Source organism: Collimonas sp. GW821-FHT02H07 (assembly GCF_059421505.1).
Genome location: NZ_JBWKVC010000002.1, coordinates 162,546 through 187,743, shown reverse-complemented (window position 1 = coordinate 187,743; position 25,198 = coordinate 162,546). Strand labels below are relative to the sequence as shown.

Below are 25,198 nucleotides of genomic sequence, written 5' to 3'. Positions count from 1 at the left end.
GGAATGTATGACTAATGCACTCATTGGATATTCCGGCTTTGTAGGAGGGACGCTGCTCAAGCAAGCGGCCTTTGAATCGCTTTATCGATCAACAAATATTGCTGAAATTGATGGCCAATCGTTTGATACTGTGGTTTGCGCAGGCGCCCCTGCACAAAAGTGGATCGCGAATCGTGAGCCTGAGGCGGATCGTCAAAAAATTGACGGCCTGATTGCGCATCTCAAGACAATACGCTGCAACAATTTTGTTTTGATCAGTACTGTCGATGTTTTCAAAAATCCGGTTGGAGTTGATGAAGATACGCTTGTCGATGTCTCTGGATTGCACTCTTACGGTCTGCACCGGCGCTTGCTGGAACAGTTTGTCGAGGCTCATTTCACGAACCACCTGATTGTTCGTCTTCCGGGGCTGGTAGGCCCTGGTCTGCGGAAAAACGTTATTTTTGATTTTTTGAATCAAAATAATCTAGATCTGATCGACAGTCGCGGGATTTTTCAGTTTTATCCGATGGTCAATCTCTGGTTCGATATTCAAATAGCGCTCAATGCAGGCTTGAATTTGCTGCACCTTACCGCAGAGCCGATCAGCGTGGCGAATATTTCTCTCAAAGGATTTGGCAAATCCTTTGAGCACGCCCTGCCTAATGCGTCTGCTACCTACGATATGCAGACCCGTCATGCCCCGATTTTTGGCGCTGCCGGCCGGTACCAGTACGGCGCGCGTGAAACCATTCAGGCGGTCAGAGCATATGGGCAGTCCGAGCCGCTTACAATCAAGCCGGGTTTGGGAGTGAAATAATGAGACTGGCTATTTCAAACATTGCGTGGGATCCGTCGGAAGATGAAACAATCGCCGAGATCCTTGTGCGCTCAGGCGTCGATGCAATTGACATCGCTCCGGGAAAATATTTTCCAGATCCGCTCCAGGCGACCGAGCAGGACATTGCTTCTGTCAAGAACCGGTGGGCGGAACGTGCCATTGAAATAACTGGTATGCAGGCACTGCTGTTTGGTACAACCGGCTTGAATGTCTTTGGCGACTCTGACGTTCAGGACGCGATGCTGCGGCATCTCACTGCGGTATGCCGTATCGGCGCCGGCCTTGGCGCCCGGAAGCTGGTGTTTGGCTCACCGAAAAATCGGGACCGCAGCGCTTTGAGCGATCAGGAAACGGAAGATATTGCGTTACCGTTTTTCAGGCGCCTGGGCGATATAGCCGATTCGTTTGGCGTCATGATCTGCCTTGAGCCGAATCCTCAATGCTATGGCGCTAACTTCATGACCTCTAGCGCTGAAACCGCAATGGTGGTGCGGGGGGTCGGGCATGCCGCGATTCGAATGCAACTGGATACCGGCGCGCTTGCCATCAACGATGAAGATCCAGGCATAGTGCTGCAGGACTGTGCCGATCTCATCGGCCATGTTCATGCTAGCGAGCCGGACTTGCTTCCGCTGGGAGATGGTGGAGCCGATCACGCCAAGGTGGCTGCTGCCTTGCTGCGGCATCTGCCTGATCATGTCGTTTCGATTGAAATGCTGGCGACAAAGAACGAGCCGCATCATGTATCGATTGAACGTGCGCTGGCCGTGGCAATTCGATGCTACCGCGGTAACAGCGCCAAGACTTCCGCATGAGGTGGCTCATCCTGATTCTTGGCATCGCTTCTAACGCTTCTGCTAGCATTCTAGTCAAGATAGCCATGATGCCGCCTCGAAAATTCCCATCTCTTACAGATCCCGTGGCAGCGCTTGGCAATTGGCCTTTCTGGGCAGGACTGGGGCTCTATGGGGCGGCATTCCTGCTCTATGCCGCGGCTTTGGCTCGCTTGCCGTTGAATGTCGCACATCCGGTCCTGACCGCGGGAGCAGTGGCGACCGTGGCTTTGTTTTCGATATTGATTTTTCGGGAACCGTTTCACTGGACAACCGGTGCTGGAATTGCGCTCGTTATTGCCGGTGTTGCCCTGATTACGATTCGAGTGGTTTGAAGATTGAAGAAGAAAAGAAAATGATGCCTGATATTACCCGTGAAGTGCGCGCCAGCTGGCAAGTTCCCACCTATGAAACACGCTTTTGGCTTGGACGACGGCACCCATACTGTGTCGTGATTCCGGTGATAAATGAAGGCACGAGGATAGGCAACCTTCTTTCCAGGATGGCGGCACTAGGAATCGACCGGGTCGCCGACATCATCATCGTTGATGGCGGCAGCACGGATGGTTCACTGGAACTTGAATCATTGCAGAAAAAAGGCGTATGCGGACTACTAGTCAAGACGGGATTCGGAAAATTGAGTGCTCAGCTTCGTTGCGCCTATGCTTTTGCGCTTGACCAAGGTTATGAAGGCATCGTCAGCATTGATGGCAACGACAAGGACGATCCGGAAGCGATACCGCGCTTCATTGAAAGCTTGAGGCAAGGCGTGGATTTCGTGCAGGCATCGCGTTTTATCGCCGGCGGGGTAGCAGAGAATACGCCAAAATCACGGGATTTTGCCATCCGTTTCATTCATGCCCCGATGCTAAGTCTATTTTCGGGTTTTCCATGGACCGACACTACCCAGGGTTTTCGCGCTTATAGCCGGGCAATGATGCTTGATTCGAAAGTAGCGCCGTTTCGTGACATATTTATGACCTACGAGCTGCTCGCCTATCTTTCTTACCGAGTGCCCAAACTTGGCTACCGCTGTCTTGAGTTGTCGACCATCCGGCGCTACCCAAAGGGAGAAATACCTACCAAAATCAGCGCCTTCAAGGGGAATCTGTCGGTGTTACTGGTCCTCTTCCGAGCATGTTTTGGTGTATATAATCCTATTGGAAATTGATTGTGACTATTCTGATGTTTAAACAATTTTCTTCCATGGAAAAACTTGCCGTGGCTGCCCCATCGTGTGTACTTGCTGCTCTGGCGCTGGTGGCGAGCCTCAAATTTTCGCTTGCGCCGAGCTATGCTGATTTTATCGTCGGAAATATTGCATGGCAGGCTGATACAAAGTTGCAAGATCTTATAGCCGCACCAGTTCTTATTGCCGTTTTATTCTTCGGAGTGCTATTTTTATCACTTCAATTGATCAAGCAAAAACAGCAGTTTGGTGAAGGTTGTTCCATTGAATTATCTAATCAACTGATTTGGTGGTCTGTGCCATCCATTGCTGCCATTTTCAGTTTGACTCTAGGTTTTGCAATTGATGAAAAATTATTGATCATGTCCTCCACCGGGATTGGTCTTGTGGCGATTATTTCCGCTTCCTGTACGGCGAAGAAAATAAAAATTAGTCCGGAAATTATCGGCGTTGGTACACTTTCAATAATGTTGGCCGGGCTTATTCCTCTAGAAATTGCTCTTGTACTGGGGAGAGCTCCAATAGCTTTAGTTTCATCCGTTACTGTTGCTGGTTACGAAATGGCGACCTATGTAGTTAGCGGAATTGGACTGCTTGTCTGGTTGCTCTATGGCGTACGCTATCCAGAGAAATTGTCTCGTTTATTACCGAAACTGATATTGATAGGACAAATTGGCCTGCCAGCGCTGTTTCTGTCTCTCTACCCAGCACGGCTGCTGCAACCCGACGGAATACTTACGAAATATCAAACTACTTGGGGGTTCAGGGTCCTCGTTGCGGGCATGGTTGCTTGGGGAATGTTTGACGTAATACGTCGCTATCGGAAATTTTCGACAATTGCGGGCTATAGCAGGGCATTTTTGTTTTCTCCAATAGCATTATTTGGGCTTTTGATTGCTCTTAAAGTTGGCAACACGATAGCCCCGTTTATTAGTCCAGACGACTACCATTTTGGTGAAATGACGCTGGGAGTTTGGTCGTATTTGCATGGGGTAATACCGTATGTCGGATACATTCCCTCCCACGGAATAGTTTCGGATGATTTGTCTCCATTTCTTTCATATATTTTTTATGACGGAACTGCCGGAAGTTTTGTGGAGGCGGGCCGCTTAAGTTACGCTTTACTGGCATTCGCCACTTTTATATCTATCTATCGCTTCTCTGGCAGCATTGTGCTTGCATTTGTATCGACTTTTTTTGTTGGTGGAAATTTGGCATGGCTCTTTTTTACCCCCTTTCTTTGTTTATGGTTCAGTCGCTCGCTATGCGCTAATCCGGCGAAATGGTTAAGCGTCTGGATGATAACGGCGATCATTGTCATCTTGGCCGTGCCAGGCCAAGGGATGTTGCTTGTTGCCGCGTCCGGGGTCATGGCGCTTTACATGATATGGAGTCTTTGGCAGGACGCCACGCAAAGAAAGTGGATGAGTATTGGAATATCGCTGCTCGCGCTCATCGTCGCTGCGCTCGCAATGCCAATGTTGCAGATGTTGCAAGGCGCGATACAGTATGTATTGGAAAACGGCCCCATTAATCAAACAGCTTACGGTGTATCTTGGGCGCTCAGTTGGAAAGCAGGCGCAAATGCAGGCTTCGTATTTGAAGCGATTCGTATGTCATGGGTCGTCGTTCCTTTTGTTTGCATGATGCTAATTTACGCCGGTATGAAAGATCAGGCCGATAGAAGGAATGTTGTTCTCCCCGCCATCGTTGTTTTCCTGTTCGTCATGCTGCTGGTTCCGTATTCCATGGGGCGGATTGATCCAGGGGGGGTATCAAGACCAGGTGTCGTTGCAATTTTCTGCTGGGCGATATTACTACCTGTGACAACATGGCGATTTTTAGCGCCGGCAAATAGAGCAGCTTTGATCCTTTTGATTGCAGGCATGAGCGCCACCCTGAATTTTACTCAACTGTCGGTTTTCAATTTGGTTTCAGCTGCTTCTGCCCAGGTGAACTCCGGCATATTGAAGAATGGGCCAAGCGCGGGCTTGGCCAATATTGGTATGGCTACAGTTCAGGACGCGCATTGGGATCGTCTTACTAGGTTGAATGCACTATTGAACAACAAGCTTGCTCCGGACGAAAGCTATCTTGATTTGACATCTCGAAATGCGCAGTATTTTTACTTAAATCGACTTCCGATGATGGCCGTGAGCGCTCCTTATAACATGGCGCCACCCACCCAGCAGGAGCGTGCAGTAAAGCAGCTTTCACAAAACTTACCGCGCGTCGCGCTTCTAGATGGAGCGAATATTATCCATGACGGAGGTGGTCTTGCGTTGCGTGATCCTTATTTATACCGCTTCACTCTTAATAATTATTTGCCGCAATTCGAAGACGGTTTTATTTTTGGCTATAAGCGCACTATTGGATCGAGCCATGGTGAGCCAGCGATTGATGCTGTCGCCAGAAATTTGACTGATGAAAATTGGGATCGTGGCGTTAATCGCAGAGAGCCGGCGATTCTTATAGAAAACCCTGTCTTGTTATCACTTCTTGCTGCGGGTACTCAAGTGAGAATCGGCGTGGATGAGATGCGCAGGATCAATAGGATTTCGAAAGAAGAAAACACGATCTGGCTAGATGGCTCCGTGATTGATGCTGCGGCAGCGGGTTATCCGAAACAAATTCAGGTTTTAGTTACTCCGGGGCTGGACGCCGAATACAGAACGGCTTTGTTTGAGAAAGCGTTCGCGCTATCAGATTTCAAAAAAATCCCAGTTGCCTGGGGCAGGTCGGAAAGATCCTTAGCGCGGAAAATGACATTGATCACGAAGTTTGACACGTTGACTCCCTCTATACATGATCTGGTTTCTGAAAATGGGCATTACAAGGTTACCGGCATTGACCCGCTGTTGAGTTTTGATATTTCAAATCTTAATCTTGCCGGAACCGATGCAGGACTTTTGAGATTCAGTTTTTCTTGTATAAACAGGAGCTCAGAGCCACGCATACAGGTGTTTTGGTGGGGGGACGATCATAATGGTCCTTTTGAGGTCTCTAGTGTACGATTTACTGCGGATGATGGAGCCTTGATAGTCCCTCTTGAGGCATCTCCGCGTTGGCTGGCAACCAAGCACGTCAAAGGGATTCGGATTGATCTCGATAATGCATCGGCATGTACTTCGTTTAACGTTAAAGATATATCCCTTCTCCAGCGGCATTTGAAATAGAGTTTTTTGTGAATGGGAGGTCATTTTTTTCCGATGAATGATGACCACTCTGAATATTCGGGAGATATTGGCGCAATATTTATCTTCTTGCTAAACGAGGTGAAGACAAAGACCGGCGATGTTCGCCAGGACTGTTTCCTGTCCATTTTTTAAATGCCCGATGGAATGTACTGGGATCGGCAAAGCCGAGGCTGATGGCGATTTCTTCGATGCTCCTGGCCGAACCGCTCAGGTAGTTGATCGCCAGGTCGCGCCGCAGATTGTCCTTGATCGCCTGGTACGATTGCCCCTCCTGGCTGAGCTTGCGGCGCAGCGTCGAAGCCGGCGTCTGCAGCTGCCGCGCCAAGCTGTCGAAATCCGACCATTCATTCATCGGCCGCTGGCGCAGGTGGCGGCGGATGGTGGCCGCCAGGCTGTCGTGGTTGCTGTATTTCACCAGCAGGTTGCCGGGCGCTTCACGCAGGAAGGCGGGCAGCGTGCGCTGGTTCTGCACGATCGGCAGAGCCAGGCAGGCGGCGTCGAAGGTGATGCTGGTGCGCGCCTGGCCGAAGCGCGCCTGGTCGCAGAAGCGGATCTTGTAGTCGAGGCTGGAGAGCGGTTCGTCGCAGCGGAAATCGGCCGACAGCAGCTGGATGCGGCGGCCGATCAGCCAGCTGCCGACGCCGTGCACGAACATCAGGAAGGTGGCATAGGTGAACATGCGGCGCGGGCTGCCGCTTTCATTGATGACGATGCAGGCCACACCATCCTGTTGCGACAGGCTGGCCGAGATATCGTCCAGCACCAGCCGCAGGAAATCCAGCATGCGCGACAAGGCCTTGCCCAAGTTGGCGCTGTGCAGGGCGCTGCGGCACAAGAGATTGAAGCTGCCGACCCGCATCGGATGGCTGTCCATGCCGAAGAATTCGTCGTCGGTGGCTTGCGAGATCAGATACCACAGGCGGCCGTAGCCGGCTGCCGCCACACGCGCGTGCGACGCCGTCAGCAGGCGCGGCGAAATCCCCGCCTGCAGCAGCGCATCGGTATCCATGCCGCGCTGGCGCATGCAGTGCAGCGCTTCGCCCACCAGGCTAATCGCAATTGTTCCCTTTTCCCAATCTTCCATAATTCCTGGCTATTGCAATTCCGATCAACCGTAATGATCGCTTTTAACATGGCCCCAAGTCACTAAATATCCTAGACTTAGCCCCAATACGCTGATTTCTCATGACAACAAAACAAGAGCTGACCCAGTCAGTCATTTTAGGTTAGAGGAGAACATTCATGTCATCAGGCTTCCAAGGCGCGACCCATGCCGTGCCGGACTATGCGCAGTTCTATGCCGATTTCAAGCTCGACAGGGTGGCTGCCGAACTGGCCGGCAACCTGGAGACGGGCGTCAATGCCTGCATCGAATGCTGCGACCGCCATGCCACGCCGGGCCGCATCGCCCTGAACTGGGAAGGCAAGGATGGCCGCAGCGCCAGCTATACCTTTGCTCAGTTGCAGGAGTTGTCTGGTCGTTTTGCTAATTTCCTGAAGGCGCAGGGCGTGCAGCCGGGCGACCGCGTCGCCGGTTTGCTGCCGCGCACGCCGGAACTGCTGGTGGCGATCCTCGGCACCTGGCGCGCCGGTGCGGTGTACCAGCCGCTGTTTACCGCCTTCGGTTCGAAATCGATCGAGTACCGGGTCGCCGCCAGCGAGGCCAGGCTGATCATTACCGATGCCGACAATCGCCATAAGCTGGACGAAGTGCCGCAATGTCCGCCGGTGATGACGGTCAACGGCGCCAGCGCCTTGAATGCTGGCGACCTCGGCTTCTGGGACGAGATGGGCAAGCACTCGACCGAATTTGCGCCGGTGATGCGCAAGGCCGACGATGCCTTCATCATGCTGTTCACCTCCGGCACTACCGGCCCGGCCAAGGGCGTGTCGGTGCCGCTGAAGGCGCTGCTGTCGTTCTATGTCTACACCCGCTATGCGGTCGACCTGCGGCCCGAGGACGCGTTCTGGAATATCGCCGATCCGGGCTGGGCTTATGGCCTGTATTACTGCGTGACCGGACCGCTGATGATGGGCCACGCGATTACTTTTTACGAAGGTTCCTTCACCGTAGAGAGCACCTACCGCATCATCAAGAAATACGGCATCACCAACCTGACCGGCTCGCCGACTGCCTATCGCATGCTGATCGCCGCCGGCGCGGATGCCGCGGCGCCGGTCAAAGGCCAGCTGCGCGCGGTCAGCAGCGCCGGCGAGCCCTTGAATCCGGAAGTGATCCGCTGGTTCCGCGAGCATCTGGATACGCTCATCAACGATCACTACGGCCAGACCGAAACCGGCATGGTGCTGTGCAATCATCACGGCTTGCAGCACGAGGTGCACATGGGCTCGGCCGGCCTCGCCATGCCGGGCTACCGGCTGGCGGTGATCGACGACGATGAAAAGGAACTGGGCGTCGGCGAGCCGGGCGTGCTGGCGGTGGATCGTCCGCGTTCGCCCATCTACTGGTTCCAGGGATATTGGCAGCAGGACAGCAGCCGCGACCAGAGCGACTATTACATCACCGGCGATACGGTGGAGCGCAACCAGGACGGCAGCATCAGCTTTATCGGCCGTGGCGACGACATCATTACTTCTTCCGGCTACCGCATCGGCCCGTTCGACGTGGAGAGCGCGCTGCTGGAACATCCGGCGGTGGTCGAAGCTGCGGTGGTCGGCAAGCCGGATCCGGAACGCACGGAACTGGTCAAGGCCTTCGTCGTCCTCGGCAAGGATTACGCGCCCAGCGATGCGCTGACGGAGGAGCTGCAGCAATACGTCAAGCGCCGCCTGGCCGCGCATTCCTATCCGCGCGAAATCGAATTTTTGACAGAATTACCCAAAACCCCCAGCGGCAAACTGCAGCGCTTTATCTTGCGCAACCAGGAAGTCGCTAAAGCAAAAATGTAAGGAAGAGAAGATATGCAAATCGAAAACAATGTATTCCTGATCTCCGGCGGCGGTTCCGGCCTCGGCGCGGCCACTGCCGCCATGCTGGTGCAAGGCGGCGCCAAAGTGGTGATCGCCGACATCAACCAGGAAGCCGGCGCTGCGCTGGCGACGCAGTTGGGCAGCAATGCTCGCTTTGTCGCTACCGATGTCTGCAGCGAGAGCAGCGCACAGGCAGCCGTGGACACCGCAGTCAAGGTGTTCGGCGGCCTGCACGGCCTGATCAGCTGCGCCGGCGTGGCTCCTGCCAAGCGCATCGTCGGCAAGGAAGGCCCGCATGGGCTGGAAGACTTTACGCGGGTGGTGCAGATCAACCTGATCGGCACCTTCAACATGATGCGCCTGGCGGCCGACGCCATGAGCAAGGGCGAGCCGAACGCGGACGGCGAGCGCGGCGTGGTCATCAACACCGCTTCGGTAGCAGCCTTCGACGGCCAGATCGGCCAGGCGGCCTATGCTTCGTCCAAGGGCGGCGTGGTGGCGCTGACCTTGCCGGCGGCGCGCGAGCTGTCGCGCCACGGCATCCGTGTGATGACGATTGCGCCGGGCATCATGGAGACGCCGATGCTGCTGGGCATGCCGGCGGAAGTGCAGGAAGCGCTGGGGAAAATGGTGCCGTTCCCGCCGCGGCTGGGCAAGCCGGCCGAATTCTCGGCGCTGGTGAAAACCATCCTGGAAACGGTTTATCTGAACGGCGAAGTGATCCGCCTGGACGGCGGCATCCGCTTGGCGCCAAAGTGATTGCCTGAAGCGGGCCGGATCAGCCTGTGCTGGTCCGGCCTGTAGTTCCTATCGTTTTACAATTTCCTTGTTGAAGAAATCATAGATGCCGTTCTCGCCCATGCGGCGGGCATCGGCCAGCTCGCCAGCCTTGGTCGAGTAGATGATCTTGTTGTCCGGGCTGAGCAGCACTGCCGCCGGAATGCCTTTTTTGATCGGGTTGCCGTAAGACTGGGCAACGTCGAGATTCTTGTCGAAATTGCCGACATCGACCTTCACCAGAATGAATTTGCCGTCGATCAGCGCTGCGCTTTTGCCGTGCAGGGCCTTGTCCAGTTCGCGGCAATCGGTGCACCAGTTGGCGCCGAACACCAGGATCACCTGTTTCTGGCTGGCTTGCGCCTGACTCAGGGCCTGGCTGACGTCGGCCTTGGCGTCGGCTTTTTCGTCATAGGGCAGGTTGGCTGCCGTCACCGCCTGCGCCAGCAGCAAGCCCAGGCACAGCGCAAAGAATTTTTTCATGATGCGGTCCTCAATAGTTCCGAATGGTTTGGGTAGGCATCCGCCAGCGGCCGGATGTTTTACGAATGTGGTTGTATGTCTGAGAGTATATTTCGTTTTGGCAATTGATGGCGCCATCCTGGTTTTCTGGGCGCCATTCGATATTGAACGATAGCACCTGCTTAGGATCAGAGTAAGCGCATTTAGCTGGAAAGCCCCGTGAGTCTGTCAAATTATGGCAAACTGCGGGCTGATTTTGGGAGCCTCGCATTGAGCATCATAAAAAATTTACCATTTGAGTGGCTGGTCGGCATCCGCTACACCCGTGCGGGCAAGCGCAGCGGCCGCAACAGCTTCATTTCCTTCATTTCCCTGATTTCGATGGCCGGCATTGCCCTTGGCGTCGCCGCGCTGATCGTGGTGCTGTCGGTGATGAACGGCTTCCAGAAGGATGTGCGCGACCGCATGCTGTCGGTGCTGGCGCATATCGAAGTGTTCGACGCTTCCGGCTCCATGCAGAACTGGGAAGAAGTCGCCAAGCAGGCCTTCAAGAACAAGGAAGTGATTGGCGCCGCCCCCTATGTCGATGCGCAAGCCATGCTGGTGCGCGACAGCGTCCTGCGCGGCGTGGCGGTACGCGGCGTCTTGCCGGCCGAAGAGCCCAAGGTGTCGGACGTCGCCAAGAAGGTCAAGCAAGGCAGTTTCAACGACCTGAAGGCGGGCGAATTCAATATCGTGCTGGGGATCGAACTGGCGCATGCCTTGAGCGTCGGCATCGGCGACAAGGTGACGCTGATGGCGGCGCAGGGGCAGGTGACGCCGGCCGGCGTGATTCCGCGCTTGCGGCAATTTACCGTGGCCGGGATTTTCGAGGCTGGCCATTTTGAATACGATTCGACCCTGGCCTTCATCCATCTGGACGATGCGGAAAAGATGTTCCGTCAGGATTCGCCCTCCGGCGTGCGCCTGAAGGTGACCGACATGCTGGAAGCGCCGCAGATCGTGCAGCAGCTGGCGACCACGCTGCCGCCGAACCTGTACCTGCGCGACTGGACCCAGCAGAACAGCAACTGGTTCGCCGCGGTCAAGACCGAGAAGCGCATGATGTTCATCATCCTCACCCTGATCATCGCGGTGGCGGCGTTCAACCTGGTGTCGACGCTGGTGATGACGGTGACCGACAAGCAGGCTGACATCGCGATCTTGCGCACCCTGGGCGCATCGCCCGGTTCGATCATGAAGATCTTCATGATCCAGGGCGCGCTGGTGGGCCTGATCGGCACCGCCATCGGCGTCGGCGGCGGCGTGTTGATCGCCTTGAATATCGATGTCATCGTGCCGTTCATCGAAAACCTGCTGCACGTGCAGTTCCTGCCGAAGAGCGTGTATGTGATCACCGAATTGCCGTCAGACCTGCGCTGGCCGGACGTCTGGACCATCGGCAGCGTCGCCGTGGTGCTGGCCTTCCTGGCGACCCTGTACCCGAGCTGGTGGGCCGCCCGGGTGAAACCTGCCGAGGCATTGCGTTATGAGTAATACAATCAATACAATCGATACAATCGATACAATCGATACAAATAATCAAAACAATAATCAGGTGGTGCTTTCCTGCCGCGGCCTGGGCAAGACCTTTACCCAGGGCAGTTATTCGGTCAAGGTCTTGAACGGCATCGATATCGATGTCGTCAAGGGCGAGCAGGTCGCCATCGTCGGCGCTTCCGGTTCCGGCAAGTCGACCCTGCTGCACTTGCTGGGCGGCCTGGATACGCCGACCGCCGGCAATGTCAGCCTGCTCGGCAAGGACTTCACCACGCTGGGCGAAAAGACCCGCGGCGACTTGCGCAACAATGCGCTGGGTTTCGTCTACCAGTTCCATCATCTGCTGCCGGAATTTTCGGCGCTGGACAACGTTGCCATGCCGCTCATGATCCGCCGCCTCAAGCGCAGCGATGCGCAGCAGCTGGCGCGCGAAATCCTGACGCGGGTCGGTTTGGGCGAGCGCGTGATCCACGTGCCGGGCGAGCTGTCCGGCGGCGAACGCCAGCGGGTGGCGCTGGCGCGGGCGCTGGTGACCAGGCCGGCCTGCGTGCTGGCCGATGAGCCGACCGGCAACCTCGACCGCGCCACCGCGCAAATGACTTTCGACCTGATGCTGGAATTGTCGCAGACGCTAGGCACCGCCTTCGTCATCGTCACCCACGACATCGAACTGGCGCGCCGCTGCGGCCGCATCCTGCACCTGTCGGACCGCGGGCTGGAGCCGTATCGGGACTAGGGCTTGTTAAGCGGAGGAATCAGGAAGCCGGCGTCGTCAGATTGCCGGCTTCTTTGTTTTGCAGGTTGCGGAAAGCCTGAGGCTTATCGGCCGAAGCGGCTATGCTCAAAGCGCGGATCGGGGCCGTTTTCCAGCTTGCGCACAATGCCGCTGTCGTCGAAATACACCGTCATCTCCGAGTTCCAGACGCCCGATTCCTTGTAGGCGTAGTTCCAGCCGTTCAGCTTGACCCGGTCGTAGTAGACGGTTTCGAAAGGCTTGCCGATGGTGCGCAGCACATCGGCCTGGTTGAACTGGCCGACCTTGATGGCGGCAAATTTCTCCAGGGTTAGAACTTGCTCATAGGAAATTAATTTATGGTCGGGGCCGATTTTCGCCATGTACGTCGCCTGGCCGAATGGGCCGCGCGCATATTCCAGTAGCACATCATTGCCGTCTTGATAAGTCCCGGTCGGCTTGCCCAGGCGCGCCAATACTTGCGCTTCCGGCTCGCCCGGATTGACCGGCGGCGCCAGCAGCGAGGCGCAACCGCCCAGGCTGAGCAGCAGGCCGGCTAACAAGGCGGGGTAGAGTTGCTTCATGACTATGCTCCAAAAATTGATTGTTGTTGGTGTCGCGCTAAGTATTTGAATCCGCAGGTTTTTTGCTATATACTGCGCGTCTGGTCAAGTTTGACCGGATTTTTTAATTGTTTGTTCACGGTGCATAGGGTTGCGTACTCTGTACACCGCTTGTGAAAGGTAAAGCATGACTATCGAAAAAACAGCCAAGGCCGCTATTATCACTGATAATGCGCGCGGTCAAAACGACACCGGCTCCCCGGAAGTGCAAGTTGCGCTGCTGACAGCCCGTATCAACGACCTGAACGGTCACTTCAAAGCCCACGCCAAGGATCACCATTCCCGCCGCGGCCTGATCATGATGGTTAACCGTCGTAAAAGCCTGCTGTCCTACCTGAAGGGTAAGGACCTGAACCGTTACCGCTCGCTGATCGAAAAACTCGGCTTGCGTAAGTAATCGTCAGTGCGCGACTCATCGTCGGCCGACGTTATTTTCTGCGACATCCTGTTTCGATATTTCGCGACGATGTCCTTGGTCCGTCGATAAGTTGAAAAAAATGCCTGTATCAGTCTCTGATGCGGGCATTTTTGCTTTTGGCAGCAGCTTTTGTGCAGCTTATCTGCACAAGTATTAGAAGTTAGTTCTACGCAAGGAGATGGCACTCGCTGGCTATGTCAGCGTTGCGGCTATCTGTGGTGAGGTGAACGACAGCGCCTGAAAATCTGTCGGCAAAATGAAAGGATATATTGTGTTTAATAAAGTTACGAAGACATTCCAGTATGGCCAGCATCAGGTCACCCTGGAAACTGGCGAGATCGCTCGCCAAGCCTCCGGCGCAGTGCTGGTATCGATCGAAGATACCGTTGTGCTGGCTACCGTTGTGGCACGCAAAGATGCCAAGCCAGGTCAGGATTTTTTCCCGTTGACCGTTGATTACGTTGAAAAGACATACGCAGCTGGCCGTATCCCAGGCGGTTTCTTCAAGCGCGAAGGCCGTCCTTCCGAAAAAGAAACCCTGACATCGCGCCTGATCGATCGTCCGATTCGCCCGCTGTTCCCAGAAGGTTACCTGAATGAAGTGCAAGTCATCATTCACGTGCTGTCGGTCAATCCAGAAATCGATCCGGACATCGCTGCAATGATCGGCGCCTCCGCCGCTTTGTCGGTTGCCGGCATTCCTTTCGCCGGCCCGGTCGGCGCTGCGCGCGTCGGTTACATCGACGGCCAGTACGTCTTGAACCCAACCACTTCGCAACTGACCAAGTCAGCCATGGACCTGGTGGTTGCCGGTACTGAAACCGCCGTGCTGATGGTGGAATCGGAAGCCAAGCAACTGTCGGAAGAAATCATGCTGGGCGCGGTTGTATTCGGCCACGAGCAATCGAAGGCAGTGATCGACGCGATCCACGAGCTGGTGCGCGACGGCGGCAAGCCTGAAGTCGAATGGAGCCCGGCGCCGAAGAACGACGCCCTGATCGCGCGCGTTGCGCATTTCGGCGAAGCCAAGCTGCGTGAAGCCTATCAAACCAAAGACAAGCAAGCTCGTACTACAAAGCTGAAGGACGCTTTCGCTGAAGTCAACACAGCACTGGCTGCCGAAGCTGCATCGATTGGCGCTACTGCACCTGATTCGTCGGAAGTCAGCGGCATCCTGTTCGACCTGGAAGCCAAGATCGTCCGTTCGCAGATCCTCGAAGGCGAGCCACGCATCGACGGCCGCGACACACGCACCGTGCGCCCGATCACGATCCGTACCGGCGTCCTGCCGCGTACCCACGGTTCGGCATTGTTCACCCGTGGCGAAACCCAGGCGCTGGTAGTCGCTACGCTGGGCACCGCGCGCGACGAACAAAAGATCGACGCGCTGATGGGCGAGTACTCGGACCGCTTCATGCTGCATTACAACATGCCACCGTTCGCCACTGGCGAAACCGGCCGCGTCGGTACGCCTAAGCGCCGCGAAATCGGTCACGGCCGTCTGGCCAAGCGTGCTCTGCAAGCAGCACTGCCGGCGCCGGAAGATTTCAGCTACTCGGTGCGCCTGGTGTCGGAAATCACCGAATCCAACGGTTCGTCGTCGATGGCTTCTGTCTGCGGCGGCTGCCTGGCGCTGATGGACGCCGGCGTGCCGATGCAAGCGCACGTGGCCGGTATCGCCATGGGCCTGATCAAGGATGGCAGCAAGTTCGCCGTCCTGACCGACATCCTGGGCGATGAAGATCACCTGGGCGACATGGACTTCAAGGTAGCTGGTACAGCCAACGGTATCACTGCTCTGCAGATGGATATCAAGATCCAGGGCATCACCAAGGAAATCATGCAGGTCGCTCTGGCGCAAGCCAAGGAAGGCCGTATCCATATCCTGGGCAAGATGCAGGAAGCCGTACCGCACGGTAAAACCGAGCTGTCCGATTTCGCTCCGCGCCTGATCACCATCAAGATCAATCCGGAAAAAATCCGCGACGTGATCGGCAAGGGCGGCGCCGTGATTCGCGCGCTGACCGAAGAAACCGGCACCCAGATCGATATCAGCGACGAAGGCGTCGTGACTATCGCTTCGGTGGATGCTGCTGCAGGCCAGGAAGCCAAGCGCCGTATCGAAGAACTGACTGCTTCGGTTGAAGTCGGCAAGGTCTACGAAGGTACTGTCTTGAAGCTGCTGGACTTCGGCGCAATCGTCCAGGTATTGCCGGGCAAAGACGGTCTGCTGCACATCAGCCAGATCGCCAATGAGCGTGTGAATGCCGTTGCCGACTACCTGAAAGAAGGCCAGCAAGTGCGCGTCAAGGTTCTCGAGACCGACGACCGCGGCCGTCTGAAACTGTCGATGAAGGCAGCCCAGTCTGACGAAGGCGGCGAAGCTGCTCCGGCAGCGGCACAGTAATTCCGCAGTAAATCAGCGGTATGAAAAACGCCCGGGATGCTTATGCATTCCGGGCGTTTTTACGTTTACCAGGCAAGCTGAAGGCCAGTGCGGCTGGCTTACTCGCTGCTCCAGCCCTCGATGTTGAGGTGATAGCGTGTCGAGCGGCCGGCGCCGGCGCGCCGCAGCAAACCCATCTCTTCCAGTTCGATCAGGTCGCGTGAAGAGGTGGCGCGCGAGGCGCCGCTCAGGTGTTCGTATTTCTTTGTGCTCATGCCGCCTTCGAAGCCACCCGGTCCGGCATCCAGCAAGGCATTCAGCAGCTTGCGCTGGCGCGGAGCGAGTTCTTTGTCGCGATGCGCGAACCAGAATCTGGCCTTTGCCAGCGACTCGTCAATCACCAGCGAAGCCTGCTCGCAGGCGATCCGGACCTGCGTCACGAACCAAGTAACCCAGCCGGTCACATCCAGGCTGCCATGCTGCGCCAGTTCCAGCTGCCGGTAATAATCGTCGCGCTGTTCCTGCAGGCGTTGCGAGATACGGATCAGGCGACTGCTGTCGCCGCTGTCGCGCGCCAGCACCAGGTCGATCAGCACGCGGCCGACACGGCCGTTGCCGTCCTCGAAAGGGTGGATGGTTTCGAACCAAAGGTGGGCCAGGGCAGCCTGGACCAGGCTGTCCGCTTCCTGCTTGCGATTCAGCCATGCGAGCAGCTGCTGCATTTCAGCCGGAACCGTCGCCGAGGGGGGCGCTTCGTAATGGATGTTTTCGTGGCCGAGGCGGCCGCTGACGATCTGCATCGGTTCGGCGTGGTCGCGGTAAGCGCCGACGTGGATCTTGCTCATGCCGGAAAAGCCGGTCGGGAACAGCGCCGCCTGCCAGGCTTGCAGGCGCGCATCGCTTAAAGGAGCGGCGGCATTGCTGATGGCGTCGTCCATGATGTCCAGCAAGCCATCGACATGACGAGCGGCTTGCGGCCCCTTGCTGCCGGCGACCCCGAGCCGGCGGCCGACCGATGAGCGCACTGCCTGCAAGTCCAGCCGCTCGCCTTCGATGGCGGCGGTGGCCACCGCTTCCTGGCTCCAGGCTTCCGCCGTCAACGCTTGGCGCTGCTCGAATCCCAGCGCCGCCAGCTTGCCTTCCACCATGCCCTGGGCGCGCCTGGCCAGCGCGATTTCAGCGTTGACCCGCAGTTCGTCATAGCGCAGCTGGGGCCAATCGGGTTCTTGCCAGATCAGATGAGGTGAATGCATAGATTTATCGACTCGCTTTCTGAGTCGATTATATTGCATAATCGACTCGAAATATGAGCCGATTGAGCGGCGAAAACGACTCATCGGCTGATGATGGCGGGATTTTATTATTTTTTTTGCAATAAAAAAGCCGCCCGGACATTGCTGTCCGGGCGGCTTTTCCGTGTGCAGCGTCTGGCTTAAATCCGGGTGTTAGTCGAACACCGGAGATTCCACACCCAGGATCTTGTGCAGCTTCGGCGATGTAGTGGTGTACTGCATGTGGATCTTCTTGTCCGGGAAAATGTAAGGCGCAGCGCCGAAGGCGGCCAGGGCGGCTTCATGGAAGCCCGACAGGATCAGCTTCTTCTTGCCCGGATAAGTGTTGATGTCGCCCACCGCAAAGATGCCCGGCACATTGGTTTCGAACTTCTCGGTGTCGACCACGCGCAGCTGCTTGCGCTCGATATCCAGGCCCCATTCAGCGATCGGGCCGAGTTTCGGCGACAGGCCGAAGAACACCAGCAGGGTGTCCAGCGGCAGGCGGCGGGTGACGCCGTCCGGGCCGGTGACCTTGATCTCGCTCAGCTTGCCGTCCTTGGCTTCATGGCCGGTGACCTGCCCTACCAGGAATTGCATTTCATAGGCTTCGCACAGCGCTTTCATCTTGGCGACGGAAGCAGGAGCGGCGCGGAATTCTTCACGGCGGTGCAGCAGCACCACCGATTCAGCCTTGCCGACCAGATCCAGCGCCCAGTCCAGCGCGGAGTCGCCGCCGCCGCAGATCACCAGGTTCTTGCCATGGAACTGGGCTGGATCCTTGACGCGATAAAACAGCTGCGTATTGTCGTACTGGTCGATGCCGTCAACCTTGATGGTGCGCGGCTGGAACGAGCCGACGCCGGCGGCGATGAAAATGGTCTTGGTGATGAAGCGGGCGCCGGCGGAGGTTTCCAGGTCGAAGCGGTTGTCTTCGCGGCGCGCCACCAGCGTGACTTCCTGGTTCAGGTGGAAAGTCGGCTCGAACGGCTCGATCTGCTTGAGCAGGTTGTCGGTCAGTTCCTGGCCGGTGCAGACCGGCACCGCAGGAATGTCGTAGATCGGCTTGTCCGGATACAGCTCCACGCACTGGCCGCCGACGACCGGCAGCGAGTCGATGACATGGGCCTTGATTTCCAGCAGGCCGAGTTCAAAGACCTGGAACAGGCCGACCGGACCGGCGCCGACGATGACGGCATCGGTTTCGATCACGCTGTTGGCAGAGGCGGGTGCGGGTGCAAGTTTGACGGTGGTATCCATACGACGATCTGATTCCTGTTTCAGTTGAGTCCCCCAAAACGCCGTGGCCGGAGTACTTGCGATGGCTGCGACGGCGATTGGATGAAAGTTTCGCGTTGTTGTATCTGGGGCGATAGGTGCTGCGCTGTGGCTGGGGGCAATGGCCTGGCTTTATTGAATAATTTGCGCTGCCGGCATCCTGGCCGCCGATGCTGCGCGGCGGCCCGGGGCTGGCTTAACGTTGCAAAAATTCCAATTTATCTTTGACATCCTTCCATTCCTCGGCTTCGGCCAGAGGGGCGATGGTCTTGGTGATCGACGGCCAGTGGCGCGACAGGTCTTCATTGAGCTTGATGAATTGCTGCTGGTCCGCCGGCACATCCTCTTCAGCATAGATAGCGTTGACCGGACACTCGGCCACGCATACCGCGCAGTCGATGCACTCGTCAGGGTCGATCGACAGGAAATTCGGGCCTTGGCGGAAGCAATCAACCGGGCATACATCCACGCAGTCGGTATAGCGGCAGCGAATGCAAGATTCGGTCACAACGTGGGTCATAACAACAGTCCTATCTGTAAATAATGGTCTTGATGCGGGTCTTGAGGCGGCGTCTGGATAGTGTGGGGCCATGCTTGCCCTACTATATATTTACCCAGTCGCAAAGCCTTGTATTTTAAGGTAATTCGGGTTTTCTCACAAACTGCTGTTATATAGAATCCATATAAGCAAATGTGAAATTCACATTAGCGGAAAATCTCCCGATTCCGTAGTTTTACCATATCCGGCGCAATGGCTTTCCGGCGCGGACGGATTGCTTGCATGAACTTGCCAAACTGGCTATCGTTACTGCCTTTGTTGCTACGGATTAATTATGTCATCTTCCAATGAGGGCTCCACCAAAGCCATCTTTTATGCCTTGGGCGCCAATGGCGGCATCGCGCTGGCGAAATTCGCCGCGGCCGTCTATACCGGCTCGGGGGCGATGCTGGCGGAAGCGATCCACTCGCTGGCCGACTGCACCAACCAGGTGTTCCTGCTGATCGGCCTGAAAGAGGCCAAGCGGCCGGCCAATGCCTCGCATCCCATGGGTTACGCGCGGGTGGTGTATTTCTGGGCGATGATGGTGGCCCTGCTGCTGTTTTTTGTCGGCGGCGCATTTTCAGTGATGGAAGGGATCGAGCACCTGAAGCATCCGCAGCCGATCAGCACTCCCTGGATTGCGCTTGGCGTGCTGGGCGTGTCGGTCGTGCTGGAGGCCTTCTCCCTGCGCGGCGCGCTGGTGGAAATCCGCAAGATTGCGCAAGGCAAGCCGTTCATGCAGTGGTTCCGCGAAACCAGGCAGTCGGAGCTGATGGTGGTGGCAGGGGAGGATATCGCCGCGCTGGCCGGGCTGGCGCTGGCCTTTGTCGCGGTTTCCCTGACCGTGGTCACCGGTAATCCGCTATGGGATGCCTGCGGCACGATTGCGGTGGGCGTCTTGCTGATGATCGTCGCGGTGCTGGTGATCCGCGAAGTGAAAGCCATGGTCACCGGCGAGTCTGCAGCGCCCGAGGTGCACGCCGCCATCAAGGCCTACATCGAAGCCGATGCCGAGGTCGCCGGCGTGCGCAACCTGATTTCCATGCAATGGGGCGAGCAGGTCATGATCGCGGTGCAGGCGGTGATGCGGCCGCAGCCGTCCGATGTGGCGCTGGTGGACGCCATCAACCGTATCGAAGCCGGCATCCAGCAGCGCTGGCCGCAGGTGCATTGGTGCTTCTTCGAGCCCGACCATGCGCTGCAGGCGCCGAACGCGGCATCAGGCATGTAAAAAATGTACGACGAGCGCAGCAAGCTGGAGGCTCGCTGTCACAGCGGATGCAATAAATAAAGCCGCTGCTGTAAGATGTGGAATCGGCGCAGGCCGCGCCTTGCCTGCACTGGCCATCTTTCATCACCGCCCAGACACCATGATCATTACTTCACTGCTCGACACCGATCTGTATAAATTCACGATGATGCAGGTAGTCTTGCATCATTTTCCGGCGGCGGAAGTGGAGTATCGCTACAAGTGCCGCAACCAGGGCGTGGATCTGCGGCCGTATGTCGATGAAATCCGCGACGAGATCGCCGGCCTGTGCCGTTTGCGTTTCCAGGAGCAGGAGCTGGCTTATCTCAGCGGCATGCGCTTCATCAAGAACGACTTCATCGATTTCCTCAGTCTGTTCCACCTGCAGCAGAAATACATCAGCGTGCAGCCGTCGGCGGCCGACAACGGCGAGATCGATATCACGGTCAAGGGTCCCTGGCTGCATACCATCCTGTTTGAAGTGCCGGTGCTGGCGATTGTCAATGAAGTGTACTTCCGCGCCACCCGGAGCGCGCCGGACCTTGTGGAAGGGCGCAGCCGCCTGCAAAGCAAGATGGCGCTGATCCGCGACAATCCGGCCATGGCCGGCTGCAAGGTGGCGGACTACGGCACGCGCCGGCGTTTTTCCCGCAGCTGGCACGAAGAAGTGGTGCAGACGCTGCAGCGCGATTTTTCCCAGCATCTGGTCGGCACTTCCAACGTTTATTTCGCCATGAAATACGGCATGACGCCGCTCGGCACCATGGCCCATGAATACCTGCAGGCCTGCCAGTCGCTCGGCCCGCGGTTGCGCGATTCGCAGATCTACGGCTTTGAAATGTGGGCCAAGGAATACCGCGGCGATCTCGGGATCGCCTTGTCCGACGTCTACGGCATGGGTGCCTTCCTGCGCGACTTCGACCTGTATTTCTGCAAGCTGTTCGACGGCGCCCGCCACGACTCCGGCGATCCCTTCGATTGGGGCGAGCGCCTGATCAAGCATTACCAGGACAACCGCGTCGATCCCTCGACCAAGACGCTGGTGTTTTCCGACAGCCTGGATTTCGCCAAGGTCAACGAGCTGTACCTGCGTTTCAAGGACCGCACGCGGGTCGCTTTCGGGGTCGGCACCAACCTGACCAACGATCTGGGCTATACGCCCTTGCAAATCGTCATGAAGATGGTACGGTGCAATGGCCAGCCGGTGGCCAAGCTGTCCGATACGCCGTCCAAGAACATGTGCGACGACCAGCCTTACCTGAACTACCTGCGCCAGGTTTTCGAGATCGCCGAGCCGGTCAAGGCGGCCGGCCAATAGTGTTCATTTGTTATTTATTCAACATTGGTTTCCGATTAAAATGACCTGCATTTTTTGTTCGTTCACCTTATCCGGAAGACTACATTGCATAAAAAAATACTTGCCGTCCTGATCGCCTGCCTTCCCGTCGCGGCGCAAGCCGCGGAACTCGACGGCGCCCAGCTGTCCGCCTGGTGGGGCGTGCCGTTCATGGGCCTGCTGCTGTCGATTGCGCTTGGCCCCTTGCTGGCGCCGGCGTTCTGGCACGATCATTTCGGCAAGATTGCAGTGGCCTGGTCGCTGGCTTTCCTGATTCCCTGCGCGCTCGGCTTCGGCGTGCCGATCGCCGCCGCCGGCGTGGTGCATGCCTTCCTGGCCGAATATTTCCCCTTCATCATCCTGCTGACCGCCTTGTTCGTGGTGGCCGGCGGCATCTGCCTGCGCGGCCATTTGCGCGGCACGCCCGCCATGAATACCGGCCTGCTGGCGCTGGGCACCGTGCTGGCCAGCCTGATGGGCACCACCGGCGCCGCCATGCTGCTGATCCGGCCGGTGATCAACGCCAATGAAAACCGCAAGCACACGGTGCACATCGTCGTCTTCTTCATTTTCCTGGTGGCGAATGCCGGCGGCGCGCTGACGCCGCTGGGCGATCCGCCGCTGTTCCTGGGTTTCCTCAAGGGCGTGGATTTTTCCTGGACCTTCAAGAACATCTTCGGCCAGACCATGTTCATGTGGGGCACGCTGCTGGTGATTTTCTACCTGCTGGACAATTACTATTTCCACACCAAGGGCGAGGTGCTGCCTCCCAAGCCGGACCCATCCACGCCCGGCGTCAGGCTGCATTTCGAAGGCAAGTTCAATTTTTTCCTGCTGGCGGTAGTGGTGGGGCTGGTGCTGATGAGCGGCTTCTGGAAGCCGGGCGTCAGCTACAACATCTATGGCACCGTGGTCGAGTTGCAGAACCTGCTGCGCGACGGCCTGCTGCTGGTGGTGATCCTGCTGTCGCTGTGGCTGACGCCGAAGATCGCCCGCGAAGGCAATGACTTCACCTGGGGACCGATTCTTGAAGTGGCCAAGCTGTTCGCCGGCATCTTCGTCACCATCGCGCCGGTGATCGCCATGCTGCGGGCCGGCGAGCTCGGTGCTTTCGGCATGGTGGTGCGCGCGGTCACCGGCGCCGACGGCCAGCCCAACAACGCCATGTATTTCTGGGCTACCGGCGTCTTGTCGTCGTTCCTCGACAATGCGCCGACCTACCTGGTGTTCTTCAATACCGCTTCCGGCGATGCGGCCGAGCTGATGACAAAGCTGGCGGCGACGCTGGCGGCGATTTCCTGCGGCGCGGTCTTCATGGGCGCCAACAGCTATATCGGCAACGCGCCTAACCTGATGGTCAAGGCGATTGCGGAGGAGCGCGGCATCAAGATGCCATCGTTCTTCGGCTACATGGTCTGGGCGTGCGTGGTGCTGCTGCCGCTGTTCGCGGTGATGACCCTGATATTTTTCCGTTGAACCGAACTGACGTCGGATTGCAAATGAAACCAAAGATATTGATGGCGCGGGCAGTGTTCCCGGAAGTGATTGCCAGAATGGCGCAGTATTTCGAGGTTGAGAGCAACCAGGAAGACCGCATCTTCAGCGCCGCCGAACTGGCTGAAAAGCTGAAGGACAAGGATGGCGTCATCGCCACCGCCAGCGAACGCATCTCGGCCGCGTTGCTGCAGTCCAGCCCGCGCCTGAAGGCGGTCTGCAATCAAGCCGTCGGCTACAACAATATCGACGTGGCGGCAGCCACCAAGGCCGGGGTGATGGTCACCAACACGCCGGACGTGCTCAACGAAACCACGGCCGATTTCGGTTGGGCCTTGCTGATGGCGACCGCGCGCCGCGTCACCGAGGCCGAGCACTGGCTGCGCGCCGGCCACTGGAAGCAGTGGCGCTACGACAGCTTCCTGGGCGCGGACGTGCATGGCGCCACGCTGGGCATCATCGGCATGGGCCGCATCGGCCAGGCGATTGCGCGGCGTTCGATGGGCTTCGACATGCAGGTGCTGTATCACAACCGTTCGCGCCTGGCGCCTGAGCTGGAGGCGCGCGCCAACCAGGCGCGCTATGTCAGCAAGGAAGAATTGCTGGGCGCCGCCGACCACGTGATCCTGGTGCTGCCGTATTCCCAGGAATCGCACCACACCATCGGCAGCGCCGAACTGGCCCTGATGAAACCGGGCGCGACCCTGGTCAACCTGGCGCGCGGCGGCATCGTCGACGACCTGGCGCTGATCGCCGTCTTGCGCGACAAGAAGATTGCCGCGGCAGGGCTCGACGTTTTCGAGAACGAACCGGCGCTGCATCCGGATTTCCTGGGTTTGTCGAATGTGGTGCTGACGCCGCATATCGCCAGCGCGTCGGAGCCGACGCGGCGCGCCATGGCCGATTGCGCGGCGGACAACCTGCTGGCGGCCTTGCTGCCGGATAAGGATCGGATGTATCCGCCCAACCTGCTCAATCCCGAAGTGCTGGGCAAGGTGACGCTGGCGAAGCCATAAAGTCCTTCAAAGAAAAAAAGGCGCGAAACAGAAACCTGTTTCGCGCCTTTCGTGTTTTTGTGGAGCAGGACTTAGTCTTTCAAGCCTTCGACCAGGTCGATGTACTGCTGCTGCGCTGTTTCCTGGCCAGTGCCTTTCAGCTCGTTCCAGGCATCCCATTTGGCGCGGCCGACAAAGTCGGTCATGCCTGGGCGTTCGCCTTGCACGTCGCCGCTGCTGCCTTGCTTGAACAGCGCGTACATCTTCAGCATGGTCATGTTGCCAGGACGCTCGCTGAGTGTCTTGGAGTCGGCCTGGGCTTGTGCGAATTGGGCTTGGAGTGTCATAAGAATCTCGTAGGGATGAAGGGAGAAAATCGGATCAGTCGGGAGTGACGGCGCCGACCACGGCGGAGCCGGCTTTGACGGTGCCTTCCACCACGGTAGAGGCAACGCTGACAGCTGCGCTGCCGACGCTGACGCCGGCGCTCACTGCGCTGCCGGCCACGCTCACCACGGTGCAGCCGCCCAGCAAAGGCGCGGCCAGCAGCAACGCTGCCATCCAGCGTGTCATTGGGGTGAAGTCAGGAAAACGGAAATGTTTCATCGGGTGGCAGCGTCAGGTTTCGGCAGGGCTTATACGCCCAGCAGTTCAACTTCAAAAATCAAGGTAGCGTTTGGCGGAATCACGCCACCGGCGCCGCGCGGGCCGTAACCCAGCGCTGCCGGAATGATCAGCTTGCGCACGCCGCCGATTTTCATGCCTTGCACGCCTTCGTCCCAACCCTTGATGACATGGCCGGCGCCCAGCGGAAACTCGAACGGGTCGCCGCGGTCCTTGCTGGAGTCGAATTTCTTGCCGGCGCTGCCGTCCGGATTCTGCAGCCAGCCGGTGTAATGCACGGTCACGTGATTGCCGGCTTTTGCTTCGGCGCCGTCGCCAACGGTGACGTCGTCGTACTGCAGGCCGGAAACGGTAGTGGTGGTCGACATGGGAATCCTCTTTTAAGTGAGATAAAGTTATAAAATGATTAAATATTTGCGAGTTGCTTCATCCGCAAAAAATAACCGGGCGCAGCTGAAGCGCCCGTGGTTCGTCAGGTAGTGCAGTGTAAACGAAAATCCGG

24 protein-coding genes are annotated in these 25,198 nt (G+C 57.4%); 15 read left to right on the top strand and 9 right to left on the bottom strand.

Features of this window, described 5'->3' with window-relative positions:
• Positions 1-7: 7 nt before the first annotated feature.
• The 5 genes from AC07V8_RS04060 to AC07V8_RS04040 are packed head-to-tail and all read left to right on the top strand — an operon-like array spanning position 8 to position 6,018.
• Entirely contained in the window at positions 8-799 is a 792-nt protein-coding gene (locus AC07V8_RS04060; RefSeq protein ID WP_494677385.1) for an NAD-dependent epimerase/dehydratase family protein, read from the top strand.
• On the top strand, positions 799-1,635 hold the full coding sequence (locus AC07V8_RS04055; protein WP_494677384.1) for a sugar phosphate isomerase/epimerase family protein: 837 nt from the start codon (positions 799-801) through the stop codon (positions 1,633-1,635). Before AC07V8_RS04060 ends, AC07V8_RS04055 begins: the two co-directional genes overlap by 1 nt.
• Complete coding sequence (locus tag AC07V8_RS04050; protein ID WP_494677383.1) at positions 1,632-1,988, top strand: EamA family transporter; 357 nt, start codon at positions 1,632-1,634, stop codon at positions 1,986-1,988. The genes AC07V8_RS04055 and AC07V8_RS04050 overlap by 4 nt, the downstream gene beginning before the upstream one ends.
• A complete protein-coding gene (locus AC07V8_RS04045) occupies positions 1,985-2,824 on the top strand; it encodes a glycosyltransferase family 2 protein (protein ID WP_494677382.1) in 840 nt (279 codons plus the stop codon). Before AC07V8_RS04050 ends, AC07V8_RS04045 begins: the two co-directional genes overlap by 4 nt.
• A 2-nt stretch (positions 2,825-2,826) precedes the next feature.
• A complete protein-coding gene (locus tag AC07V8_RS04040; protein ID WP_494677381.1) occupies positions 2,827-6,018 on the top strand; it encodes a hypothetical protein in 3,192 nt (1,063 codons plus the stop codon).
• Positions 6,019-6,097: 79 nt separating this feature from the next.
• Here AC07V8_RS04040 and AC07V8_RS04035 read toward each other — a convergent pair whose 3' ends face one another.
• Complete coding sequence (locus AC07V8_RS04035) at positions 6,098-7,123, bottom strand: AraC family transcriptional regulator (protein ID WP_494677380.1); 1,026 nt, start codon at positions 7,121-7,123, stop codon at positions 6,098-6,100.
• A gap of 158 nt (positions 7,124-7,281) precedes the next feature.
• Here AC07V8_RS04035 and AC07V8_RS04030 point away from each other — a divergent pair, with 158 nt between their 5' ends.
• Positions 7,282-8,949 carry an AMP-binding protein gene (locus AC07V8_RS04030; RefSeq protein WP_494677379.1) on the top strand — a complete coding sequence of 556 codons (1,668 nt, stop codon included), beginning with the start codon at positions 7,282-7,284 and terminating at the stop codon, positions 8,947-8,949.
• 12 nt (positions 8,950-8,961) lie between these two features.
• Positions 8,962-9,729, top strand: coding sequence for an SDR family NAD(P)-dependent oxidoreductase (locus AC07V8_RS04025; protein ID WP_494677378.1), 768 nt, complete (start codon positions 8,962-8,964; stop codon positions 9,727-9,729).
• A 48-nt stretch (positions 9,730-9,777) separates the two neighbouring features.
• Here AC07V8_RS04025 and AC07V8_RS04020 read toward each other — a convergent pair whose 3' ends face one another.
• Complete coding sequence (locus tag AC07V8_RS04020) at positions 9,778-10,230, bottom strand: thioredoxin family protein (protein WP_098496054.1); 453 nt, start codon at positions 10,228-10,230, stop codon at positions 9,778-9,780.
• A gap of 249 nt (positions 10,231-10,479) precedes the next feature.
• Between AC07V8_RS04020 and AC07V8_RS04015 the strand changes: the two genes are divergently transcribed.
• Entirely contained in the window at positions 10,480-11,745 is a 1,266-nt protein-coding gene (locus tag AC07V8_RS04015; protein ID WP_494677377.1) for a lipoprotein-releasing ABC transporter permease subunit, read from the top strand.
• Entirely contained in the window at positions 11,738-12,484 is a 747-nt protein-coding gene (lolD, locus tag AC07V8_RS04010; protein WP_494677376.1) for a lipoprotein-releasing ABC transporter ATP-binding protein LolD, read from the top strand. Before AC07V8_RS04015 ends, lolD begins: the two co-directional genes overlap by 8 nt.
• A gap of 83 nt (positions 12,485-12,567) precedes the next feature.
• On the opposite strand, the gene bamE is transcribed toward lolD, so the two are convergent.
• Positions 12,568-13,065: an outer membrane protein assembly factor BamE domain-containing protein gene (bamE, locus tag AC07V8_RS04005; RefSeq protein ID WP_494677375.1), complete on the bottom strand. Its 498-nt coding sequence runs from the start codon at positions 13,063-13,065 to the stop codon at positions 12,568-12,570.
• A gap of 166 nt (positions 13,066-13,231) precedes the next feature.
• Between bamE and rpsO the strand changes: the two genes are divergently transcribed.
• Together rpsO and pnp are read left to right on the top strand one after the other, a co-directional pair.
• The gene (gene rpsO, locus AC07V8_RS04000) at positions 13,232-13,501 is read left to right on the top strand and encodes a 30S ribosomal protein S15 (RefSeq protein ID WP_014007042.1); all 270 of its coding nucleotides are present in this window, start codon (positions 13,232-13,234) and stop codon (positions 13,499-13,501) included.
• 292 nt (positions 13,502-13,793) lie between these two features.
• Entirely contained in the window at positions 13,794-15,929 is a 2,136-nt protein-coding gene (pnp, locus tag AC07V8_RS03995) for a polyribonucleotide nucleotidyltransferase (protein ID WP_494677374.1), read from the top strand.
• Positions 15,930-16,027: 98 nt separating this feature from the next.
• Here the strand turns inward: pnp and AC07V8_RS03990 are convergent, their stop codons facing one another.
• The 3 genes from AC07V8_RS03990 to fdxA all read right to left on the bottom strand — a co-directional run bounded on the left by AC07V8_RS03990 (position 16,028) and on the right by fdxA (position 18,977).
• On the bottom strand, positions 16,028-17,161 hold the full coding sequence (locus tag AC07V8_RS03990; protein WP_494677373.1) for a Fic family protein: 1,134 nt from the start codon (positions 17,159-17,161) through the stop codon (positions 16,028-16,030).
• Positions 17,162-17,353: 192 nt separating this feature from the next.
• On the bottom strand, positions 17,354-18,439 hold the full coding sequence (locus AC07V8_RS03985; protein WP_211444314.1) for an NAD(P)/FAD-dependent oxidoreductase: 1,086 nt from the start codon (positions 18,437-18,439) through the stop codon (positions 17,354-17,356).
• Between the two features lie 214 nt (positions 18,440-18,653).
• Positions 18,654-18,977, bottom strand: coding sequence for a ferredoxin FdxA (gene fdxA / locus AC07V8_RS03980; protein WP_061938706.1), 324 nt, complete (start codon positions 18,975-18,977; stop codon positions 18,654-18,656).
• 313 nt (positions 18,978-19,290) lie between these two features.
• On the opposite strand from fdxA, the gene AC07V8_RS03975 reads away from it, so the two are divergent.
• The 4 genes from AC07V8_RS03975 to AC07V8_RS03960 all read left to right on the top strand — a co-directional run bounded on the left by AC07V8_RS03975 (position 19,291) and on the right by AC07V8_RS03960 (position 24,093).
• Positions 19,291-20,229, top strand: a complete 939-nt coding sequence (locus tag AC07V8_RS03975) for a cation diffusion facilitator family transporter (RefSeq protein WP_494677372.1) — start codon at positions 19,291-19,293, stop codon at positions 20,227-20,229.
• A 139-nt stretch (positions 20,230-20,368) separates the two neighbouring features.
• Positions 20,369-21,565 carry a nicotinate phosphoribosyltransferase gene (pncB, locus tag AC07V8_RS03970; protein ID WP_494677371.1) on the top strand — a complete coding sequence of 399 codons (1,197 nt, stop codon included), beginning with the start codon at positions 20,369-20,371 and terminating at the stop codon, positions 21,563-21,565.
• 84 nt (positions 21,566-21,649) lie between these two features.
• Entirely contained in the window at positions 21,650-23,059 is a 1,410-nt protein-coding gene (locus AC07V8_RS03965) for a sodium:proton antiporter (RefSeq protein WP_494677370.1), read from the top strand.
• A gap of 23 nt (positions 23,060-23,082) precedes the next feature.
• Positions 23,083-24,093, top strand: a complete 1,011-nt coding sequence (locus AC07V8_RS03960; RefSeq protein WP_494677369.1) for a 2-hydroxyacid dehydrogenase — start codon at positions 23,083-23,085, stop codon at positions 24,091-24,093.
• Between the two features lie 71 nt (positions 24,094-24,164).
• Here AC07V8_RS03960 and AC07V8_RS03955 read toward each other — a convergent pair whose 3' ends face one another.
• From AC07V8_RS03955 to AC07V8_RS03945, 3 genes are read right to left on the bottom strand one after another with little or no spacing between them, the layout of a single operon-like run.
• Positions 24,165-24,419, bottom strand: coding sequence for an acyl-CoA-binding protein (locus tag AC07V8_RS03955; RefSeq protein WP_494677368.1), 255 nt, complete (start codon positions 24,417-24,419; stop codon positions 24,165-24,167).
• Positions 24,420-24,453: 34 nt separating this feature from the next.
• Positions 24,454-24,678 carry a hypothetical protein gene (locus AC07V8_RS03950; protein ID WP_233212537.1) on the bottom strand — a complete coding sequence of 75 codons (225 nt, stop codon included), beginning with the start codon at positions 24,676-24,678 and terminating at the stop codon, positions 24,454-24,456.
• 29 nt (positions 24,679-24,707) lie between these two features.
• Positions 24,708-25,064 carry an FKBP-type peptidyl-prolyl cis-trans isomerase gene (locus AC07V8_RS03945; protein WP_494677367.1) on the bottom strand — a complete coding sequence of 119 codons (357 nt, stop codon included), beginning with the start codon at positions 25,062-25,064 and terminating at the stop codon, positions 24,708-24,710.
• Between the last annotated feature and the right edge of the window lie 134 nt (positions 25,065-25,198).

What these genes read in the sequence shown, in the direction of transcription:
- AC07V8_RS03985 (WP_211444314.1), bottom strand. Translation starts at nt 18,439, where the DNA reads ATGGATACCACCGTCAAACTTGCACCCGCACCCGCCTCTGCCAACAGC.
- AC07V8_RS03990 (WP_494677373.1), bottom strand. Translation starts at nt 17,161, where the DNA reads ATGCATTCACCTCATCTGATCTGGCAAGAACCCGATTGGCCCCAGCTG.
- AC07V8_RS03945 (WP_494677367.1), bottom strand. Translation starts at nt 25,064, where the DNA reads ATGTCGACCACCACTACCGTTTCCGGCCTGCAGTACGACGACGTCACC.
- AC07V8_RS04055 (WP_494677384.1), top strand. Translation starts at nt 799, where the DNA reads ATGAGACTGGCTATTTCAAACATTGCGTGGGATCCGTCGGAAGATGAA.
- AC07V8_RS04020 (WP_098496054.1), bottom strand. Translation starts at nt 10,230, where the DNA reads ATGAAAAAATTCTTTGCGCTGTGCCTGGGCTTGCTGCTGGCGCAGGCG.
- pncB (WP_494677371.1), top strand. Translation starts at nt 20,369, where the DNA reads ATGATCATTACTTCACTGCTCGACACCGATCTGTATAAATTCACGATG.
- AC07V8_RS04035 (WP_494677380.1), bottom strand. Translation starts at nt 7,123, where the DNA reads ATGGAAGATTGGGAAAAGGGAACAATTGCGATTAGCCTGGTGGGCGAA.
- rpsO (WP_014007042.1), top strand. Translation starts at nt 13,232, where the DNA reads ATGACTATCGAAAAAACAGCCAAGGCCGCTATTATCACTGATAATGCG.
- AC07V8_RS04050 (WP_494677383.1), top strand. Translation starts at nt 1,632, where the DNA reads ATGAGGTGGCTCATCCTGATTCTTGGCATCGCTTCTAACGCTTCTGCT.
- AC07V8_RS04030 (WP_494677379.1), top strand. Translation starts at nt 7,282, where the DNA reads ATGTCATCAGGCTTCCAAGGCGCGACCCATGCCGTGCCGGACTATGCG.
- lolD (WP_494677376.1), top strand. Translation starts at nt 11,738, where the DNA reads ATGAGTAATACAATCAATACAATCGATACAATCGATACAATCGATACA.
- AC07V8_RS03950 (WP_233212537.1), bottom strand. Translation starts at nt 24,678, where the DNA reads ATGAAACATTTCCGTTTTCCTGACTTCACCCCAATGACACGCTGGATG.
- AC07V8_RS03975 (WP_494677372.1), top strand. Translation starts at nt 19,291, where the DNA reads ATGTCATCTTCCAATGAGGGCTCCACCAAAGCCATCTTTTATGCCTTG.
- AC07V8_RS03960 (WP_494677369.1), top strand. Translation starts at nt 23,083, where the DNA reads ATGAAACCAAAGATATTGATGGCGCGGGCAGTGTTCCCGGAAGTGATT.
- bamE (WP_494677375.1), bottom strand. Translation starts at nt 13,065, where the DNA reads ATGAAGCAACTCTACCCCGCCTTGTTAGCCGGCCTGCTGCTCAGCCTG.
- AC07V8_RS04025 (WP_494677378.1), top strand. Translation starts at nt 8,962, where the DNA reads ATGCAAATCGAAAACAATGTATTCCTGATCTCCGGCGGCGGTTCCGGC.
- AC07V8_RS04060 (WP_494677385.1), top strand. Translation starts at nt 8, where the DNA reads ATGACTAATGCACTCATTGGATATTCCGGCTTTGTAGGAGGGACGCTG.
- fdxA (WP_061938706.1), bottom strand. Translation starts at nt 18,977, where the DNA reads ATGACCCACGTTGTGACCGAATCTTGCATTCGCTGCCGCTATACCGAC.
- AC07V8_RS03955 (WP_494677368.1), bottom strand. Translation starts at nt 24,419, where the DNA reads ATGACACTCCAAGCCCAATTCGCACAAGCCCAGGCCGACTCCAAGACA.